This window comes from Enterobacter sp. MGH 24 (assembly GCF_000493015.1).
GTDB lineage: Bacteria > Pseudomonadota > Gammaproteobacteria > Enterobacterales > Enterobacteriaceae > Enterobacter.
In genome coordinates this window covers 2480330-2500157 of the sequence record NZ_KI535657.1, presented here as the reverse complement: position 1 = coordinate 2500157, position 19828 = coordinate 2480330, and the positions used below count along the sequence as shown (strand labels likewise).

The 19828-nt window shown below is 54.6% G+C and carries 18 protein-coding genes; 3 read left to right on the top strand and 15 right to left on the bottom strand.

The genetic code is table 11. The features are described from left to right. Positions 1–2: 2 nt before the first annotated feature. From glnK to L370_RS10160, 4 genes are all read right to left on the bottom strand, one after another. A complete protein-coding gene (gene glnK / locus L370_RS10145) occupies positions 3–341 on the bottom strand; it encodes a P-II family nitrogen regulator (protein ID WP_008503304.1) in 339 nt (112 codons plus the stop codon). Positions 342–562: 221 nt separating this feature from the next. After that, positions 563–2344: a SmdB family multidrug efflux ABC transporter permease/ATP-binding protein gene (locus L370_RS10150; RefSeq protein ID WP_023334717.1), complete on the bottom strand. Its 1782-nt coding sequence runs from the start codon at positions 2342–2344 to the stop codon at positions 563–565. Then, on the bottom strand, positions 2337–4109 hold the full coding sequence (locus tag L370_RS10155; protein ID WP_023334716.1) for a SmdA family multidrug ABC transporter permease/ATP-binding protein: 1773 nt from the start codon (positions 4107–4109) through the stop codon (positions 2337–2339). Before L370_RS10155 ends, L370_RS10150 begins: the two co-directional genes overlap by 8 nt. A gap of 30 nt (positions 4110–4139) precedes the next feature. Beyond that, complete coding sequence (locus L370_RS10160; RefSeq protein WP_023310581.1) at positions 4140–4598, bottom strand: Lrp/AsnC family transcriptional regulator; 459 nt, start codon at positions 4596–4598, stop codon at positions 4140–4142. A gap of 115 nt (positions 4599–4713) precedes the next feature. Between L370_RS10160 and L370_RS10165 the strand changes: the two genes are divergently transcribed. After that, on the top strand, positions 4714–5760 hold the full coding sequence (locus L370_RS10165) for a PLP-dependent cysteine synthase family protein (protein WP_023334715.1): 1047 nt from the start codon (positions 4714–4716) through the stop codon (positions 5758–5760). Between the two features lie 41 nt (positions 5761–5801). On the opposite strand, the gene cof is transcribed toward L370_RS10165, so the two are convergent. Then, positions 5802–6620, bottom strand: coding sequence for an HMP-PP phosphatase (gene cof / locus L370_RS10170; RefSeq protein WP_023334714.1), 819 nt, complete (start codon positions 6618–6620; stop codon positions 5802–5804). A 101-nt stretch (positions 6621–6721) separates the two neighbouring features. Between cof and L370_RS10175 the strand changes: the two genes are divergently transcribed. Further along, complete coding sequence (locus L370_RS10175; RefSeq protein ID WP_023334713.1) at positions 6722–8422, top strand: SgrR family transcriptional regulator; 1701 nt, start codon at positions 6722–6724, stop codon at positions 8420–8422. A 66-nt stretch (positions 8423–8488) separates the two neighbouring features. Then, complete coding sequence (gene queC, locus L370_RS10180) at positions 8489–9184, top strand: 7-cyano-7-deazaguanine synthase QueC (RefSeq protein ID WP_023334712.1); 696 nt, start codon at positions 8489–8491, stop codon at positions 9182–9184. Between the two features lie 2 nt (positions 9185–9186). On the opposite strand, the gene L370_RS10185 is transcribed toward queC, so the two are convergent. From L370_RS10185 to tig, 10 genes are all read right to left on the bottom strand, one after another. Then, entirely contained in the window at positions 9187–9516 is a 330-nt protein-coding gene (locus tag L370_RS10185; protein WP_023334711.1) for a helix-turn-helix domain-containing transcriptional regulator, read from the bottom strand. Next, positions 9503–9856: a type II toxin-antitoxin system RelE/ParE family toxin gene (locus L370_RS10190; protein WP_023334710.1), complete on the bottom strand. Its 354-nt coding sequence runs from the start codon at positions 9854–9856 to the stop codon at positions 9503–9505. Before L370_RS10190 ends, L370_RS10185 begins: the two co-directional genes overlap by 14 nt. 48 nt (positions 9857–9904) lie before the next feature. Further along, positions 9905–10303: a YbgC/FadM family acyl-CoA thioesterase gene (locus L370_RS10195; protein ID WP_023334709.1), complete on the bottom strand. Its 399-nt coding sequence runs from the start codon at positions 10301–10303 to the stop codon at positions 9905–9907. 99 nt (positions 10304–10402) lie between these two features. Further along, a complete protein-coding gene (locus tag L370_RS10200) occupies positions 10403–10783 on the bottom strand; it encodes a helix-hairpin-helix domain-containing protein (RefSeq protein ID WP_023334708.1) in 381 nt (126 codons plus the stop codon). Between the two features lie 148 nt (positions 10784–10931). Continuing rightward, positions 10932–12803, bottom strand: coding sequence for a peptidylprolyl isomerase (gene ppiD / locus L370_RS10205; RefSeq protein WP_023334707.1), 1872 nt, complete (start codon positions 12801–12803; stop codon positions 10932–10934). 212 nt (positions 12804–13015) lie between these two features. Further along, positions 13016–13288, bottom strand: a complete 273-nt coding sequence (gene hupB / locus L370_RS0121950) for a nucleoid-associated protein HU-beta (RefSeq protein WP_002444653.1) — start codon at positions 13286–13288, stop codon at positions 13016–13018. Between the two features lie 210 nt (positions 13289–13498). Then, complete coding sequence (lon, locus tag L370_RS10210; protein WP_023334706.1) at positions 13499–15853, bottom strand: endopeptidase La; 2355 nt, start codon at positions 15851–15853, stop codon at positions 13499–13501. Between the two features lie 182 nt (positions 15854–16035). After that, positions 16036–17310 (bottom strand): ATP-dependent protease ATP-binding subunit ClpX, encoded by a 1275-nt coding sequence (gene clpX / locus L370_RS10215; protein WP_023334705.1) that lies wholly within the window; start codon positions 17308–17310, stop codon positions 16036–16038. Between the two features lie 126 nt (positions 17311–17436). Next, positions 17437–18060 carry an ATP-dependent Clp endopeptidase proteolytic subunit ClpP gene (clpP, locus tag L370_RS10220; protein ID WP_010428105.1) on the bottom strand — a complete coding sequence of 208 codons (624 nt, stop codon included), beginning with the start codon at positions 18058–18060 and terminating at the stop codon, positions 17437–17439. 260 nt (positions 18061–18320) lie between these two features. Further along, entirely contained in the window at positions 18321–19619 is a 1299-nt protein-coding gene (gene tig / locus L370_RS10225) for a trigger factor (RefSeq protein WP_023310569.1), read from the bottom strand. Positions 19620–19828: the final 209 nt, after the last annotated feature.

Genomic DNA, 19828 nt, shown 5'->3' with positions numbered 1-19828 from the left:
ACTTACAGAGCCGCTTCGTCAGATTCGCCGGTACGGATGCGAATGACGCGCTGCAGTTCGGCAACGAAAATTTTGCCGTCGCCAATTTTGCCGGTATAGGCCGCTTTGCTAATGACATCAATGACCTCATCAAGCTGATCGTCAGCAATCGCGACATCAATTTTTACTTTTGGCAGAAAGTTAACGCTGTATTCCGCCCCGCGATAAAGCTCGGCATGCCCCTTCTGACGACCAAAGCCTTTCACTTCGGTGACAGTCAGTCCCTGAATACCCATTGAAGACAACGCTTCGCGAACGTCTTCGAGTTTGAATGGTTTGATTACAACCGTAACCAGCTTCATAGATCCCCTCCAGTCAGAATTCGGTAATGGCCGCAGCTTACGCAGAAGGTATTGCAAGGGGTGTGCCAGAAATGAAAACGAGGGGGAACAACGGTGCGATGAGCGTTACACGGTACTGTTAAACGGCCTGGTGAAAAAAAAACGCACCATGCCGGTGCAGGGTGCGTTTCAGTTTTGCACCAACAGGAATGACTGTTAGCGCGTCGCCTCATTTTAGTGCATCAGGCGCTAAGCGACTCTTCATCGCGCACGCTGGCCGCCAGCTCTTCGCCCGCCAGCTGCAGCTGGTACATCTGCCAGTAGCGCCCTTTTGCTTCCAGCAGTTCGCGGTGCGTACCGCGCTCAACGGCCTGTCCGCGATTTAGCACCAGAATGGTATCCGCGTCGACGATGGTGGAAAGACGGTGGGCAATCACCACCAGCGTCGTATGATCGCGTACCGCATCCAGCGCCTGCTGGATGGCCTGCTCGGTGCCGGAGTCAATACTGGCCGTCGCTTCATCCAGAATCAGTATCTGCGGCGTTTCAATCAGCACCCGCGCCAGCGCCAGGAGCTGCTTTTGCCCAACGGAGAGATTGTTCCCCTGCTCGCCCAGTTTGGTATTGATTCCATCGCTAAACCCGCGCGCCAGCTCTGCCAGCTGCACTTTTTCCAGCACGTCCCAGACCTGCTCCTGGGTGTAGTCTCGGCCCAGGGTCACGTTGGCGTAGAAGGTATCGGCCAGCACGACCGGATCCTGCTGCACCATCGCAACGCCTTTGCGTAACACGGTGTGGCTGAGAGACGCGAGCGGGCGCCCGTCGAGGCGGATTTCACCTTGCGTGACCGGGTAATAGCCCATCAACAGGCTGGCAAGCGTGCTCTTACCGCTGCCGGTATGCCCCACCAGCGCCACGAAACCGCGTGATGGAACGTCAAGCCTGATGTCCTGCAACACCAGCCGGTCTTCGCGATAGGCAAACGAAACGTTATCAAAGGCGATAGTCCCACTTTGCAGAGGCCGCTCGTCATTGCCATAGGCCTGGCGCGGCCTGTCCATCAGCTCAAACACGCGCTCACCGGCGACAACCGCCTGTTGCAGCATTGATTGCTGGGTGGTGAGCTCGATCAACGGCTCGTTAAGGCGTCCCAGATAGCTGATAAAGGCGTACAGCACGCCCACTTCAATCGTACCGTTTGAGCTCAGGCCAAAGAGCATCAGCAGCCCACAAAGCACCAGCGCAGAGAAAAGGCTAAGCAGCGGACGCAGCAGGAAACCGTCGAGGCGCAGCGTCTGCATACGCGCCATGTAGTGCGAACGGCTGGCTTCGCCCATGCGCTCGCCAAAACGCGCCTGCTGGCGGAACTGCTGGATGACGCTCATGCCGTTGATCACTTCGTTGAAGCCATCATTGATGTCGGCCAGGTAAGCACGCACCCGACGCACGATTGGCGTGCTGTAGCGCTGGTAAATGACCATGACAATCAGCACCGCCGGGAAGATGGTTATTGCCACCAGCGCCATCCGCCAGTCAAGGCTGAACATCGCGACCAGCATCGCGCCAATCAGCGCTGCGCTGCGCAATACGGTTGCCACCACGGTGACGTACAGATCGCGGATCACCTCGGTATCGTTGGTCACGCGCGAAATCACCTGTCCGACCGGTTGGGTATCAAACTCGCTGAGCGGCTGGCGAAGCGCCGCGTCCATCACATCCGTACGCAGCTGCTGAACGACGCCCACGGCTGCACGGTTAAACAGCAGCGACTGAGCATAGTGCAACCCTGCTGCCGTGAGCTGTAAGCCAACGTAGGCCACGCCTAAGCCCGCCACCAGCCCCAGCGGCAGATAGCCTTTGGCGACCATGTTGTCGATAAAATAGCTGATGAGCAGTGGACCGCTCACCTCAGCAACCGCCGCTATCCAGAGTAAAAGCACGGCCACGGAGAGCGGTTTACGCCACGGCGAGCCGTAGGCCAGCAGACGTTTGAGCGTCGGCCACATCGTTCCGAGCTTACGCATTGGCGGCCTCCTCATTCTGCTCCGGCGCATCGTCCAGCGCCGCCTCAAGCTGCTGATAGCGGTACATATCGCGATACCAGCCCGGCTGCTCGGCAAGCGTTTCATGCTGTCCGCGCTGGGCAATGTGTCCGTGCTGCAATACCAGAATCTCGCTGGCCTCAGTAAGCGCTGACAAACGGTGGGCGCTGATAATCACCGTGCGTCCGTCGCCCCACTGGCGCAGGTTATGCAGAATTTGATGCTCGGTACGGCCGTCCACGGCGGAAAGTGCATCGTCCAGTATCAGGATTTCAGCATTCAGCAGCAGCGCGCGAGCAATGGAGATACGCTGCTTTTGTCCCCCGGACAGCATGACGCCCCGCTCCCCAACCTCCGTGTCGTAGCCCTGCGGCAGACGCAAAATATCATCATGTACGCTGGCCAAACGCGCCACATGCTCAATCTCTTCCTGCGTCGCCCCGGGGCGTCCCAGGGCAATATTGTTCGCCACCGTGTCAGAAAATAAAAACGGCGTCTGGCTGACGACCGCCAGGCGGCCACGCCACTCGTCCAGCAGCAGGTTCGTCAGGGGGATATCGTGGAAGCGAATATCGCCCTCGGTGACGTCAAAGTGGCGCTGAAGCAGAGAGAGCACGCTACTTTTGCCGGAACCCGTCGGGCCGCAGATGCCGAGCATCTGCCCTGGCTGCAGGGTGAAGCTGACGTTTTCCAGCACCGGATGCTCGGTATGCGGGTAGACAAACCTCCGGACGTCGACGGTCATGACGCCGCGCCCTTCCGGTACGGTTTCGCTACCGTCAATGACCACCGGCGCTTCGGCCAGCATGGCGCGAATGCGGCTGTAGGCGGCGCTGCCGCGCTCCACGATGTTAAACATCCAGGCCAGCGCCAGCATCGGCCAGATCATCAGCCCCAGATACATCGCGAAGCTGGTCAATTGCCCCAGGGTTAACGCGCCCTGCACCACCATCCAGCTCCCGCCGCCAATTGCGAGCATATTTGCCATTCCGATTGCGATATAAATCGTCGGGTCAAAGCGGGCGTCGATACGCGCGACGCGCATGTTTTTTGCCCCCGTGTCTGCCGCATCGGCGGCAAACAGCGCGGACTGTCTGTCTTCCAGGCCAAACGCTTTGATCATGCGGATGCTGGTCATGCTCTCCTGGGTGCGATCGTTCAGAGATGAAAACGCCGCCTGGGCCAGCTTAAAGCGCTCGTGCAGCTGTTCCCCATAGCGATTGATCGCCAGCGCCATAATCGGCATTGGCAGCAGGGCAAGCAGGGTCAACTGCCAGCTGATCTGCGTGGACATGACGATCAGCACCGCACACCCCATCACCAGCGAGTCCACCAGCGTCAGCACCCCTTCCCCGGCGGCAAAGACCACGCGATCGACGTCGTTCGTCGCCCGGGCGATGAGATCCCCGGTGCGATGGCGCAGATAAAATTCGGGATGCTGTCGGCTTAGCTGGCGGTAAAAATCTTCACGCAGCTCAACGGCCAGCTGATAGGACGCACCAAACAGCAGCACGCGCCAGACGTAGCGCAGCAGATAAACAATGACCGCCGTCAGCACCAGCGTGCCGACCCACATCAACACCCGTGCGGTGGTGTAATGCTGTTCGGTGACGCCATCCACGACGTACCCCACCACTTTCGGCGGGATCAGCTGCAGGATGGCAATGATAATAAGCAGGCATACTGCGCCGAGGTAGCGTTGCCACTCCCGACGAAAGTACCAGCTTAGTTGGGCAAATAATCGCACGCGGTTTGTTCCTGAAGGTATTTAACGAAGTTATTCAATAGGTAATGCTGTGGTGTATTTAATCTGTTCCATGGCGAAGCTTGAGGTGACGTCCGACAAACCCGGTACGCTGTTCACCAGCCGCTTGTAGAAATCATCATAGCGCTTCATGTCGGCCACCTGGACGCGCATCAGGTAATCGTATTCTCCGGCCATACGCCAGAAACCGAGCACCTCGGGCATCTCCGACACCTGGGTGACGAAGCGGCAATACCACTCGCTGCTGTGATGCTGGGTTTTTATCAGCACAAATGCCGTCAGCCCAAGGCCCAGCTTTTCGGGATCTAACAGCGCAACGCGCCCCAGAAGAATGCCGTCATCTTCCAGCTTCTTAAGACGCTTCCAGCACGGGGTGGTGGTCAGATTAACGGCATCCGCCAGCGCCTGCAAAGAGAGGGTACAGTCATTTTGCAGCAATGAAAGGAGCTTGCGGTCAATTTTATCTAGCATACCCACCTCACAGAGAAAAATTTTCTCCCTTCATTCTATTTTAAAGGCCAGATAGCAACAATTTTTTCTGTGCTTTTCGCTATGCTAGGCACAAAATGACAAACGGATAACGACGATGAATAGCACCTGGGTTAAACATGCGATCAGCGAAATCAATGCCGACTATCAGCGCTCGGCGGATACGCATCTGATTCGCCTTTCCCTGCCGGGATTTGACGGCATTCAGCTCTATCTGAAAGACGAAAGCACCCATCCTACCGGTAGCCTGAAGCATCGCCTGGCGCGCTCGCTGTTTTTATACGGTTTGTGTAACGGCTGGATTAAAGAAGGCACCACCATCATAGAATCTTCATCCGGTTCAACGGCGGTGTCCGAAGCCTATTTCGCCCGCCTGCTGGGCCTGCCTTTTATCGCGGTGATGCCGTCCTGCACCGCAAAACGCAAAATCGAACAGATCGAATTTTACGGCGGTCGCTGCCACTTTGTGGAAAGCGCCTGCGAAATCTACGCCGCCTCCGAAATGCTGGCCCGTGAGCTGAACGGCCACTATATGGATCAGTTCACCTTCGCCGAGCGCGCAACGGACTGGCGCGGCAATAACAACATTGCCGACAGTATTTTCCGCCAGATGACCCACGAACCGCATCCGGTTCCATCCTATATCGTCATGAGCGCCGGTACCGGCGGCACGTCAGCCACGATTGGACGCTATATCCGCTGTCAGGGCTACGATACCCAGTTGATGGTGGTTGACCCGCAGAACTCCGTGTTCCTCGACTACTGGCAAAACCGCGATGCCGGTCTGCGCAGCCCTGTGGGCAGTAAAATTGAAGGGATTGGCCGCCCGCGCGTAGAGCCCTCTTTCATCCCCGACGTTGTGGATGAGATGATGCGCGTGCCGGATGCCGCCAGCGTGGCCACCGCACACTGGCTGGAAACGCAGCTGGGGCGCAAAGTGGGCGCATCGACGGGCACCAATATGTGGGGCGCACTGCAGCTTGCCGCACGTATGCGCGAAGAAGGCCGCACCGGTTCCATCGTCACGCTGCTGTGCGACAGCGGCGAGCGTTATCTTGAGACCTATTACAACGCGGAGTGGGTGCAGGCCAACATCGGCGATATCGCCCCGTGGAAAGCGCAGATTGCACAGCTTGTGAAATAAAAAAAAGCCAGACCGAAGTCTGGCTTGCTGGAAGGGTCTCACTATTCGGGGGAATACGGGAGGTTGTTGTTGTCCAGCCAATGCGTCAAAAAATGGGACACTGCTTCATTGCGGCAGTGACCAATAACCGGCAGATGGGGAAGTTCTGCTTTTAGCTGCGCCATCGCATTCCCCATGATCAGACCGCGACCTACGCTGCCCAGCATTTCGCGGTCGTTCATGGCGTCACCAAACGCCATACACTCCTGCAGCGTTAAGCCCAGGTGGTCGCTCAGCACCGCCAGCGCGGAACCTTTATTACAGCCTACCGGCAGCACTTCCAGACAATCCACCGCCGAGAAGGTCAGGTGCGCCCGGTCGCCCAGCGCCTCATTCAGCTGAATCCGTAAGCGGCATAGATCGTCATGATCGCCGCAGAAGCAGATCTTGGTTACCGCATGGGCAGGGATCCGACGCAGATCGATAAGCTGGTATTTGAAGCCGCTGTATACATGCGCGTGCAATAATTCCGGGATTTCGCTTCCGGTAAACCAGCCGCGATCGTTAAAGACGTGGACGCTGGCCTGCGTGTCCCAGGTGCTGTGCAGCACGATCTCCGCCACTTCCGGGCTAAGATCCTGCCGGTGCAGCACATCGCCTTCTACGGAATGAATTCGCGTCCCGTTGCCGGTGATCAGAAAAGCGTCGAGGGAAAATGCCCCCAGCAAATGGCGCATTTCCAGCACATGACGCCCGGTGGCAAACGTCAGGGTGACATTACGCTCGTGCAGGCGCTTCAGCGTGTTAAGGGTTTTCTCCCCTAAACGGTGATCCGGCATCAATAGCGTACCGTCCATATCAAATGCAGCGAGCCGAGCCATGATTACTCCCGAAATGTGATGCGGTTAACTTGTGCATCAGTATCGCGTGAGATATACGGAAGTAATAGTGAATAGATGATAATTATTGTTCCGGGTTTCTTATGCGCCAGCTCAATCGACTTAATCAGTATCACCGCCTGTGGCAGCCTTCCCTGGGGGCAACACAACAGGTCACCATCGGCGAACTGGCCGCCCGCTGTTTTTGTAGCGAGCGGCATGTGCGAACGCTGCTGCGTCAGGCCCAGGAGGCGGGCTGGCTGAGCTGGCGAGCGCAGTCTGGCCGCGGTAAGCGGGGCGAGCTGACGTTCCATGTCGCGCCGGAGTCACTGCGCAATGCAATGATGGAGGAGGCGCTGAAAAGCGGGCAGCAGCATAACGCGCTGGAACTGGCCCAGCTTGCGCCCGCAGAATTACGATCGTTGCTGCATCCGTTTTTGGGCGGGCAGTGGCAAAACGACGCGCCGACGCTGCGCATCCCCTATTACCGCTCGCTGGATCCGCTTCAGCCGGGGTTTTTACCTGGCCGGGCGGAGCAGCATCTGGCAGGACAGGTATTCTCAGGTTTGACGCGATTTCACGGCAACAGCAGTGAACCCGCGGGCGATCTTGCTCATCACTGGGAGGTGTCGAAGGACGGTTTGCGCTGGCATTTCTACATTCGTTCCACGCTGCACTGGCATAACGGCGATAAAATCGAAACCGGACAGCTTCAGCAAAGCCTGGATGCGCTTTTCGCCTTGCCTGCCCTGCGTAAACTGTTCCAGAGCGTCTTACGCGTTGACGTTACCCATCCTCAGTGTCTGACGTTTACGCTGCACCAGCCGGACTACTGGCTGGCGCATCGCCTGGCCACCTACTGTAGTCGGCTTGCACATCCCGAACAGCCCATGACGGGCAGCGGCCCCTTCAGAGTCAGCGTGTATGAACCGGATCTGGTTCGTCTGGAAAGCCATGAGCAGTACCATCTCAGCCATCCGCTGCTTAAGGCTATCGAGTACTGGATCACACCGTCGCTGTTTGACTATGGGTTAGGCACCAGCTGTCGCCATCCGGTGCAGATCGCCATTGGCGAGCCGGATGAACTGGAGAGCCTGCGCCTGGTGACGAACAGCACTAGCCTGGGCTTTTGTTATCTCACCCTGAAGCAAAGCCCGCGCCTGAGCGAAATGCAGGCTCGACGACTCATCAACGTCATTCATCTCTCAACGCTTCTGCATACGCTTCCGCTCAATGAAGGGCTGATTACCCCGACAGAGGAGTTACTCCCCGGCTGGGCAATCCCTGAGTGGCCGGATTTAACACATGTCTCTCTGCCCAAGAAATTAACCCTGATTTATCATTTACCGGTTGAGTTACACACGATGGCGCGCCAGCTAAAACAGTACCTTGCACAACACGGCTGCGAGCTTACGGCGATCTTTTACGATGCGAAAACCTGGGACGGGTGCCAGCAACTGGCAGATGCGGACATCATGATGGGTGACAGGCTGATTGGCGAAGCGCCGGAATATACGCTTGAACAGTGGCTACGCTGTGATGCCCTCTGGCCACACGTGCTTAGCGCACCGCAATATGCTCATCTGCAGGCCACCCTGGATGCCGTACAGACCCAGGCCGACGAACAGGCCAGACATGCCGGGCTCAGGGCCATTTTCTCCCGCCTCATGGAAAAGGCGGTGATAACGCCCCTGTTCAATTATCAATACCAGATCAGCGCCCCGCCGGGGGTTAACGGTATACGTCTTAACACCCGCGGGTGGTTTGATTTTACCGAAGCCTGGCTGCCCGCCCCGAAATCGTGAAGAAGCTGGTCGCCGTCGTGGTCAGACGGTAACATAACGTTTTTACCGTAACAGTCGAGATGATTTATGAAACGTGCCGTCGTCGTATTCAGCGGAGGACAAGACTCTACTACCTGCCTGGTCCAGGCCCTTCATCAGTACGATGAAGTTCACTGTGTCACTTTCGATTATGGTCAGCGTCACCGCGCTGAAATCGACGTTGCCCGTGAACTTGCCCTGAAACTGGGCGCACGCGCGCACAAGGTACTGGACGTTACGCTGTTAAATGAACTGGCCGTGAGCAGCCTCACCCGGGACAGTATTCCCGTCCCGGACTACGAACCCGATGCCAGCGGCATTCCGAATACCTTCGTGCCGGGCCGTAATATCCTCTTCCTGACCCTGACGGCGATCTACGCTTACCAGGTAAAAGCCGAAGCGGTGATCACGGGCGTGTGCGAGACCGACTTCTCCGGCTACCCGGACTGTCGTGATGAGTTCGTGAAAGCGTTAAACCACGCCGTCAATGTGGGGATGGCGAAAGAGACGCGCTTTGAAACCCCGCTCATGTGGCTGGATAAAGCCGAAACCTGGGCGCTGGCGGACTACTGGGGCAAGCTGGACCTTGTTCGCAGCGAAACCCTCACCTGCTATAACGGCATCAAAGGCGACGGTTGCGGCCAGTGCGCGGCCTGTAACCTACGCGCTAACGGGCTGAACCACTATCTTGCCGATAAAGTCGGCGTGATGGCCGCGATGCAAAAAAAAACCGGGCTTAAATAGGGTTATTTGACCGTGCTGTCGAACAGTTTTACGCCGGCAGCACGCGTGACTTTCATTAACGTCGTCAGCGTTGGGTTGCCGTTATCAGACAAGGTTCGGTATAGCTGCTGACGGGAAAGACCCGATTTAGCAGCAATTTCACCTATGCCGCCGCGGGATTCGATGACCTGACGGAGTGTAATGAGATAGGCAGGGATCCCCTGATCTTCATAAATTTCTTCCAGTGCTATTTGCAGGTAAAGTTGAGCATAGGAAGGGTTCTCACGAAGCATTTTCACAACCGCATCGTGATGACTGACAGAACTTGAATATTGTCGTTTAGAGGTGCTCATCTGTTTTTCCTTTCGATAGATGATCTTTCAAGTAATCTACCGCCTGTTTAACATCTTCTCTTTGACTCTTCTTGTCACCCCCGATGAGTAACAACAAGACCCTCTGATGCTCTACGGCAAAATAGATCCTGTAACCGGGACCACTATCAATTCGCATCTCCCAAACACCTTCTCTAAGGTATTTGTAATCGCCAAAATTACGTTTTATTGCGCGGTTAATACGCATAAGGATCCGTAAAACGGTCTCCGGATCCTTACGCCTCATCCTTGCTACCCACTCCTCGAACGGAATTTTTCCGTCACGGGTCCGGTAACGTTCAACAACGTAGTCCCTGTTCATTATTCTATCCCTGAAAAATCCTTTTGTCTTTTATAAAAGACAAGTTTTCTAAGCGATCATCAGCTCCAGCTTTTCTCTCAATTCCCCTTCCAGCGGCAGCGCTTTCTGCGTTTTCAGATCGATACAGACAAACGTAATCATCGCATCAGCGACTACCTGCCCTTCCGGGTCGAGCGTCACCACCTGGCTTAACACCCCGCTTTTGCCATTGATCTGTTGCACCTGGCTGGTCACCGTCAGTACATCGCCCAGCACGGCCGGACGGCGGTAGTTGATGTTGATATTGACGACCACGAACGCGATGTTGTGCGCGGTCAGCCACTGAAAGCTTTCGCTGTTTTCCAGCCCGTCCCAGCGCGCTTCTTCAAGAAACTCAAGATAGCGAGCGTTGTTCACATGCTGGTAAACGTCGAGATGAAAACCGCGTACTTTGATTTTTGTCTGCATAGCGCAATAGCCTTTACTGTTATTGTAGGATGTGAGGTCATAACTGGTATGACCTCTTTATCCTGGCAAAATTTTGCCGCAGTGCAAGAAATTGCGTAATTACAACGTCAGGTGTGAGAGGTTGCGCTCAACCAGCGCGCTACCCATGCCCGGCACCTGTTTGAGATCGTCGACCGTCTTGAAAGGACCATACTCTTCGCGGTAGCTGACGATGGCCTGCGCTTTTTTCAAGCCCACGCCATTCAACGCACGGGCGAGATCTTCCGCTGAGGCCGAATTGATGCTGACCCGCGTACCGTCATCATCCGCATTTTTGCCGGCTTCTGTCGCTTTGGTTTGCCCTTGCACCGGCGCTGCCGCGTCGGACTTGCTCTGGGTAGTTTGTGTTTTGGCGGCGGGAGCCGACGCCATAGCACCCGCGCTCATCCCGGTGGTGGCAATAGCCAGCGTAATTAACAGTGCTTTGATTCCACATTTCATGCTGTTATCTCCTTGTTTGTTGACAGCCACGTCACGATAGCCGCCAGATAAAACCGGCACAAACAGCAGATTGCAGAAATGGAAAAGGCCGCGAAAGCGGCCTTTAGTTTTTGCAGAGCGTTACGAAAATCTGCGAGCAGACACGTAATTACTGCTGCTGAGTCATCACATCACCCAGCTTGATTTTGGCGTCTTTGCGCAGGTTGCTCATCATCGCTTCGAAGGCAATCTGAGCATTGTTCTGGGTAATCCCCTGAACCATCGCTTTCTTCTGCGCTTCTGGCAGGGTCCCGGCTTTCACTTCATCCAGCGCCAGCAGAACAACGTTACCCTGAGTATCGGTGGTGGTACCGAAGCTTGGCTTGTCCTTCGCAGGCAGAGTCAGACCAAACGCGGCCTGGCTGATCGGATCCTGACCGGTACGGCTCAGCGTTTTCGCTTCACCGAAGCTCAGGCCAGCCGCTTTCAGCGCATCCTCTTTACCCGCTTTCAGGTCAGACAGAATCTTCTCAGCATCCAGTTTCGCCTGCTGTTCCGCTTTGTTGTGCTTAACCTGAGCAACAACCTGATCCTTCACTTCCGACAGCGGTTTGACCGCTTCTGGCTTGTGCTCGCTGACGCGCAACACAAACGCACGATCGCCGTCGACGGTAATGATGTCAGAGTTACTGCCCGGCGTGCCGTTCTCGCCCACCAGACCACCGTTGAAGATGGCATCAGAAACCGGTTTGAAGTTCAGTTCTTCCGGCAGGTTGTCACGGCCAAACCAGCCCGTCTCAACCGCTTTCACGCCCGCCGCCTGCTCTGCACCAGCCAGAGATTCATTGTCGTTGCTGGCAGCATCGCTCACCTTCTGCTGCAGCGCGTAGTAGGCATCCAGCGCTTTTTCCTGTTTCACTTTCGCCGCGATATCTTCGCGAACGTCAGCCAGTGGCTTGGTTTTCGCCGCGGTGATGTCGTCCAGACGGACAACCAAGAAACCAACGGAAGACTTAATAACGCCTGAAAGCTGGCCTTTCTCTTTCAGACCGGCATTTTTCAGCTCGTCAGGCGTGGTCGCGTCTTCCAGCCAGCCCATATCACCGCCGTTTTTCGCGGAGATAATGTCGGTGGATTTCGCTTTCGCAACGGTCGCGAAATCAGCGCCTTTGTTCAGCTCTTCCAGTACCGCTTTGGCATCAGCCTCGGTCTTCGTCTGAATCACGCTGTAGCGGTTACGCTGCGGCTGAGTGAATTGATCCTGATGCTGGTCATAGTAAGACTGGATTTCCGCATCAGACGCGGTTTCCTGCAGCGCGGCCGCATCCAGCTTGATGTAGCTCACACGGTACTGCTCTGGAGAAACAAAGGAATTCTTGTTCTGCTCGTACCAGGCGTTAACGTCTGCATCGCTGACCTGCTGTTTCGCCGCCAGGGCGTTCACATCAATAGTCGCTTCGCGAACAACACGCTGCTGCGCCACCAGCGCGGCCAGTTCGTCCGTTTCACCTTTAAGCATGAAATCGGTGCCTACGACGGCATTGATGAGCTGCTGGGTGGTCAGTTGGTTACGCAGTGCCTGAGCGTACTGATCGGCCGTCATCCCCATCTGGTTGACGATACTGTTGTAACGCGCGTTGTCGAATTTACCGTTAGACTGGAAGGCCTGGGTGGAGAAGATGGCTTTTTTCACCTGCTCATCACTGATGCCAAGGCCCAGTTTTTTGGCGTACTGATCAAGCAGCGCTTCGTCGATAAGACGGTTCAGTGTCTGTTGGCGCAGGGTCTTCATGTACCCTTCGTTCGCCGCCAGTTCAGAGAATTGGTCGCCCAGCTGTTGCTGCATACGGTTACGTTCACCGGCAAAAGCATTCTCGAACTGACCACGGCTGATTTCCTGGCCATTCACTTTTGCGGCATAGTTTGCGCCACCGCCAATAAGGTAACTGCTCACGCCGGTCAATATGAACGACACGATAATGATACCGAAAATAATCTTGAGCACGAGACTGTTAGCAGCCGTGCGTAAGCTGTCCATCATGGTGTAACAACACTCCGCTGTAGGTGACTGGTTACCTGACGCTGACGGAAAATCCTGCCCGTCGCGCGTGAAGACGTATTGTGACAAGAAAACGGGGCGATTGTCAGCCCACAACTCGCATAAACTCGCACAAATCAGGTCTGGACAAACAAAAAAGGCACATCAAATGATGCGCCCTTGTACTTTCCGGCTTCCCTGAAACGGGAGAGCAATCAGTTTACTGCGTCTTTCAGCGCTTTACCTGCACGGAAACCCGGCACTTTAGCAGCAGCAATGGTGATCTCTTTACCGGTCTGAGGGTTGCGGCCAGTACGGGCAGCACGCTCTTTAACAGCAAAAGTACCGAAGCCTACCAGTGCAACGTCGTCTCCAGCCTGCAGAGATTCAGTAACAGAAGCAATTAATGCATCTAACGCACGTCCAGCTGCAGCTTTAGAAATATCAGCACCAGCAGCAATTTTGTCAATCAGTTGAGATTTATTCACTGTTCTCTTCCTCTCTTTATAATTTATATCGCGCCTGAATCCTTCACAACGCGACCGCGCAGCAGTTATATCAGGCCTGCCATGACCTTACAACACCCGTTGTTGATGGCTGACCTAATCAGCAATCTAAATTAGCTATACAAAAAAAGGCTGGCAAGTGCGAAATGACTTACCAGCCTTGTTTTTATTGACGCTCTTTGCGCGAGGTCACTATTTTGCGGTTACAACCTGCATTCCGGAGGGTTCATTCTGCAATGCGAGACTGAGAACTTCCTCAATTCGCTTCACAGGATGGATCTGCAGATCGGCAATCACGTTGTCCGGAATCTCTTCCAGATCGCGTTTATTTTCGTAAGGGATCAATACGGTTTTGATCCCACCGCGGTGTGCCGCCAGCAGTTTTTCTTTTAAACCACCAATCGGCAGAACCTGACCACGCAGCGTGATTTCACCGGTCATTGCCACATCGGCACGCACCGGGTTCCCTGTCAGGCAGGAAACCAGAGCGGTACACATGGCAATACCCGCGCTTGGGCCATCTTTCGGCGTCGCCCCTTCCGGAACGTGCACGTGGATGTCGCGTTTTTCGTAGAAATCAGGGTTGATACCCAGTTTCTCCGCGCGCGCGCGCACCACGGTCAGCGCCGCCTGGATGGACTCCTGCATCACTTCACCCAGCGAGCCGGTGTAGGTCAGTTTGCCTTTGCCCGGCACACAGGCGGTTTCGATGGTCAGCAGATCGCCGCCGACTTCCGTCCATGCCAGGCCGGTGACCTGACCAACGCGGTTTTCGTTGTCCGCGCGACCGTAGTCGAAGCGCTGAACGCCCAGGTACGCATGCAGATTGTCGCCGTTAATCACAATGTGTTTCAGGCTCTTATCCAGCAGCAGCTGTTTCACCGCCTTACGACACAGTTTGGAGATTTCACGCTCAAGGCTACGCACGCCCGCTTCACGGGTGTAGTAGCGAATGATGCCGATAATCGCGCTGTCCTCGACGGTCAGCTCGTTGGCTTTCAGCGCGTTACGCTCAATCTGTTTCGGCAGCAGGTGCTGCTTAGCGATGTTCAGCTTCTCATCTTCGGTATAACCGGAGAGACGGATCACTTCCATACGGTCCAGCAGCGGGGCCGGAATGTTCATGGAGTTAGAGGTCGCCACGAACATCACGTCGCTCAGGTCGTAGTCCACTTCCAGGTAGTGATCGCTGAACGCCACGTTCTGTTCTGGATCAAGCACTTCCAGCAGTGCAGACGCAGGGTCGCCACGCATGTCCGACGACATCTTGTCGATCTCATCGAGCAGGAACAGCGGGTTTTTAACCCCCACTTTCGCCATCTTCTGGATCAGTTTACCCGGCATAGAACCGATGTAGGTACGGCGGTGACCGCGGATTTCCGCTTCATCGCGTACGCCACCCAGCGCCATACGGATATACTTACGTCCGGTCGCTTTGGCGATGGACTGACCCAAAGAGGTTTTACCCACCCCCGGCGGTCCTACCAAACACAGAATTGGGCCTTTAATTTTGTTAACACGGCTTTGTACCGCGAGGTACTCAAGAATGCGGTCTTTCACGCGCTCCAGGCCGTAGTGGTCGGTATCCAGGATTTCCTGCGCCTGACGCAGGTCTTTTTTGACCTTGCTGCGGGCGTTCCACGGAACCTGCACCATCCACTCAATGTAGCCGCGAACAACGGTCGCTTCAGCCGACATTGGAGACATCATTTTCAGCTTCTGCAGTTCTGCTTCGGCTTTCTCTTTTGCCTCTTTCGGCATTTTCGCCGCGTCGATCTTACGCTTCAGCGCTTCGTTTTCGTCCGGCGCGTCGTCCATCTCGCCCAGTTCTTTCTGAATGGCCTTCATTTGCTCATTCAGATAGTACTCACGCTGAGATTTCTCCATCTGCTTTTTCACGCGGTTGCGAATACGCTTCTCAACCTGCAGCAGATCGATTTCAGACTCCATCATCGCCATCAGGTATTCCAGACGTTCGTTAACGTCGGACATTTCCAGCACGGACTGTTTGTCAGCCAGCTTCAGCGGCATATGGGCAGCGATGGTGTCCGCCAGACGCGCAGGATCGTCGATGCTGTTCAGCGACGTCAGCACTTCTGGTGGGATTTTCTTGTTCAGCTTGATATAGCCTTCAAACTGGCTAATCGCGGTGCGTACCAGCACTTCCTGCTCGCGCTCATCAAGCTCAGGCGAATCAAGGTACTCTGCCTTCGCAGAGAAGTGCTCGCCGTCATCTGACAGAGTGGTAATACGCGCACGCTGCAGGCCTTCTACCAGCACCTTCACGGTGCCGTCAGGCAGCTTCAGCATCTGCAAAATAGAGGCCACGGTCCCGACGGTGAAAAGATCGTTTACACCCGGCTCATCCGTTGATGCTTCTTTCTGCGCCACCAGCATGATTTTTTTATCATGATCCATGGCGGCTTCGAGGCAACGGATAGATTTTTCCCGCCCTACAAATAAGGGTATGACCATGTGCGGATAAACCACCACATCGCGCAACGGCAATACGGGGATTTCAATGCGTTCAGAACGCTCAGGATTCATAGAGCTCTCTCTTAGTTAGTGTCCGCCAGGTAAACTGGTCATGTCGCTGTGCTTCACATAACCATTAACATGTATCCAGTATATGGGGATGTTTGCCACACATTCAACGCTATGAATACGGAAAAAGTAAAGGGGAGATAAAATCCCCCCTTTTTGATTAACTGCTTGTATGATTTGGTGAATTATTCGCCAGATGCCTGCTGCGCTTCCGGTTTGCCGTAAATCAGCAGCGGCTTGGTTTGGCCGCTGATGACGGACTCGTCAATCACCACTTTCTCAACGTCTTCCATCGACGGCAGATCGTACATGGTGTCGAGCAGTGCCGCTTCAACAATGGAACGCAGACCACGGGCACCGGTTTTACGGATCATCGCTTTCTTGGCAATAGCATCCAGCGCTTCGTCGCGGAATTCCAGATCAACGCCTTCCAGATTGAACAGCGCCTGATACTGTTTAGTCAGCGCATTTTTCGGCTCTTTCAGAATCTGGATCAGCGCGTCTTCGCTCAGTTCATTCAGCGTTGCCACAACCGGCAGACGGCCAATGAATTCAGGGATCAGACCGAATTTGATCAGATCTTCCGGTTCAACCTGAGACAGAAGCTCGCCTTCGTTCGGTTTTTCGGACGTTGCTTTCACCGTTGCGCCAAAACCAATACCGGAGCCGGTTTCAACACGGTGGGAGATGACTTTATCCAGACCGGCAAACGCACCACCACAGATGAACAGGATCTTGGAGGTATCAACCTGCAGGAACTCCTGCTGCGGATGTTTACGACCTCCCTGCGGCGGAACGGCGGCAACCGTACCTTCGATCAGCTTCAGCAGTGCCTGCTGTACGCCTTCACCCGATACGTCACGGGTGATGGACGGGTTGTCTGATTTACGGGAGATCTTGTCGATCTCATCGATGTAAACAATCCCGCGCTGGGCTTTCTGTACGTCGTAATCGCACTTCTGCAGCAGTTTCTGGATGATGTTTTCGACGTCCTCACCCACATAACCGGCCTCGGTCAGGGTGGTGGCATCCGCCATAGTGAACGGAACATCAAGCAGGCGCGCCAGGGTTTCAGCCAGCAGCGTTTTACCGGAACCGGTTGGGCCGATAAGCAGAATGTTACTTTTACCCAGTTCCACACCATTGCTGGTGTCGCCGTTACGCAGACGTTTGTAGTGGTTATAGACCGCTACCGCCAACACTTTCTTGGCCTGCTCCTGTCCGATGACGTAGTCGTCAAGGTGATGACGAATTTCATGCGGCGTTGGCAGCGCGCTGCGCTCACGGTGCGGTGCGACTTCTTTAATCTCTTCGCGGATGATGTCGTTACATAAATCGACACATTCGTCGCAGATATACACGGACGGCCCGGCAATCAGTTTACGCACTTCATGCTGGCTTTTGCCGCAAAAAGAGCAGTACAGCAGTTTGCCCGAACCATCTTTGCGTTTATCTGTCATGAGTCCAAACCTCTTTTTAAGTTCTTTGTGCCGCACATGACGACGCAAATGCCATTCTAAGACGCAAGCTGCAATCAGCAGCGTGCCGCCCTACCTTAGTATAGCGGCACACTCGCGTCACGGGCATCAATTACGATGGGTCAACACGGAGTCGACTAAGCCGTACTCAACTGCCTCTGGAGCAGAGAGGAAGCGATCGCGCTCGGTATCGCGCTCGATCTGCTCGAGTGGTTGACCCGTATGCTGCGCCATAAGTTCATTCATGCGCGCTTTTACTTTCAGAATTTCGCGGGCGTGGATTTCGATATCCGTCGCCTGCCCCTGGTAACCGCCCAGCGGCTGGTGAATCATCACGCGGGAATTTGGCAAGCAGAAACGCTTACCTTTCGCCCCTGCTGTTAACAGGAATGCGCCCATCGATGCAGCCTGACCCATACAGATAGTGCTTACATCAGGCTTGATGAATTGCATGGTGTCATAAATGGACATACCTGCTGTAATCACGCCACCCGGGGAGTTAATGTACAGGTAAATGTCTTTTTCCGGGTTTTCCGCTTCCAGAAACAGCATCTGCGCCACGATCAGGTTAGCCATGTGGTCTTCCACCTGGCCGGTCAGAAAGATAACGCGTTCCTTGAGCAGACGGGAATAGATATCAAAAGAACGCTCACCACGTGAGGTCTGTTCAATAACCATTGGCACCAGAGCCATATGGGGTGCAAAGTTATCTCGTTCGCCACTGTATGACATTTCCGTCTCCTGGATCAAAATTGAAAACACCTGCTGTACTGATTGTAACCTTACGGACGGATTATCAGCCAGTCTCATTCATCATGATTACGTACTTATGGGGTTCACAGTGCCCTATTTCAAGCATAACAACCTTTTGTTGTTACGCTAACACCGAAAGGGCGTTTTAGCACTCTTCCTGGGCTATCGCTGCGATAAAAAAAACCCGCTGCCGCAAGGCAACGGGTTTTCTGTTCAAACTTTAAACCTTTGGGGCGAAATTACGCCTGCTGGTTCATCAGTTCGTTGAAAGAGGTCGCTTTTTCGGTCACTTTCGCTTTCGCCAGTACCGCTTCAACAGCCTGCTCTTCCAGGGCAACGTTGCGCATGTTGTCCATCAGCTCTTTGTTCTTACCGTAGAACTCGATCACTTCTGATGGATCTTCGTATGCAGAAGCCATCTCTTCGATCAGGCCTTTCACACGCTCTTCGTCAGCTTTCAGCTCGTGGGTACGAATCACTTCGCCCAGCAGCAGGCCAACAACAACGCGGCGCTTAGCTTGCTCTTCGAACAGCTCGCGCGGCAGTTCCATCGCTTGCTGCTGGTTGCCACCGAAACGCTGTGCAGCCTGACGGCGCAGAACGTCGATTTCGCTGTCGATCAGGGCAGCTGGAACGTCGATTTCGTTGGCTTTCACCAGACCTTCGATCGCCTGAGATTTCACACGGTTACGCACCGCACCGTTCAGTTCGCGTTCCATGTTCTTACGCACTTCGGTACGCAGACCCGCTACGGAACCATCTTCCACGCCGAAACGCTTGATGAATTCTTCAGTCAGTTCTGGCAGTTCGCGCTCTTCAACTTTCTTCAGGTTGATAGCGAACTTCGCTGCTTTCCCTTTCAGGTTTTCAGCGTGGTATTCTTCAGGGAAGGTCACGTCGATGGTGAACTCTTCGCCAGCCTTGTGGCCTTTGATACCGTCTTCGAAGCCTGGGATCATACGACCCTGGCCCATTGCCAGTACGAAGTCAGACGCTTTACCGCCTTCGAACTCTTCGCCGTCAACAGAACCAGTGAAGTCGATGGTGACACGGTCTTCAGCGTCAACAGCGCCTTCTTTCTCTTTCCAGTTCGCCTGCTGCTTGCGCAGGGTATCCAGCATGCCGTCAACGTCTTCGTCAGTCACGGAAACAACGGGTTTTTCAACTTCGATAGATTCCAGACCTTTCAGCTCAACTTCCGGGTACACTTCGAACTCTACGGAGTAGGTGAAGTCTTCGCCCAGTTTGTATTCGCCTGGGACGTAGTTTGGCGCGCCGGCCGGATTGATTTTTTCTTTGATGATCGCATCAATAAAGTTACGGCTCATCAGTTCACCCAGCACATCCTGACGCACGGAAGCGCCATAACGCTGAGCAACAACATTCATTGGTACTTTGCCCTTGCGGAAGCCGTCAATACGTACTTTTTTTGCTACGTTGACCAGCTCGCTTTTCACAGCAGTTTCGATGCTGTCAGCAGCGATAGTAATCGTTACACGGCGGCCAAGGCCTTGAGTGGTTTCAACTGAAACTTGCATCTTGTTACCTCAAAAAAATCACAGTGCTCGGTCAACTCTGAATCTGTCTGTTATACCGGGATGCTCTCTTAGTGCAGATTCACATTCCCTGTCGCCAGAATCATCCCGAAGACATTCAATAAGACGCGGCATTATAGCGGCATCACTTAGGTGAGTCGAGAACGGTTGGGGCATGTTGCTGCGGCTTTTTTCACACTTTAAGGCTATTT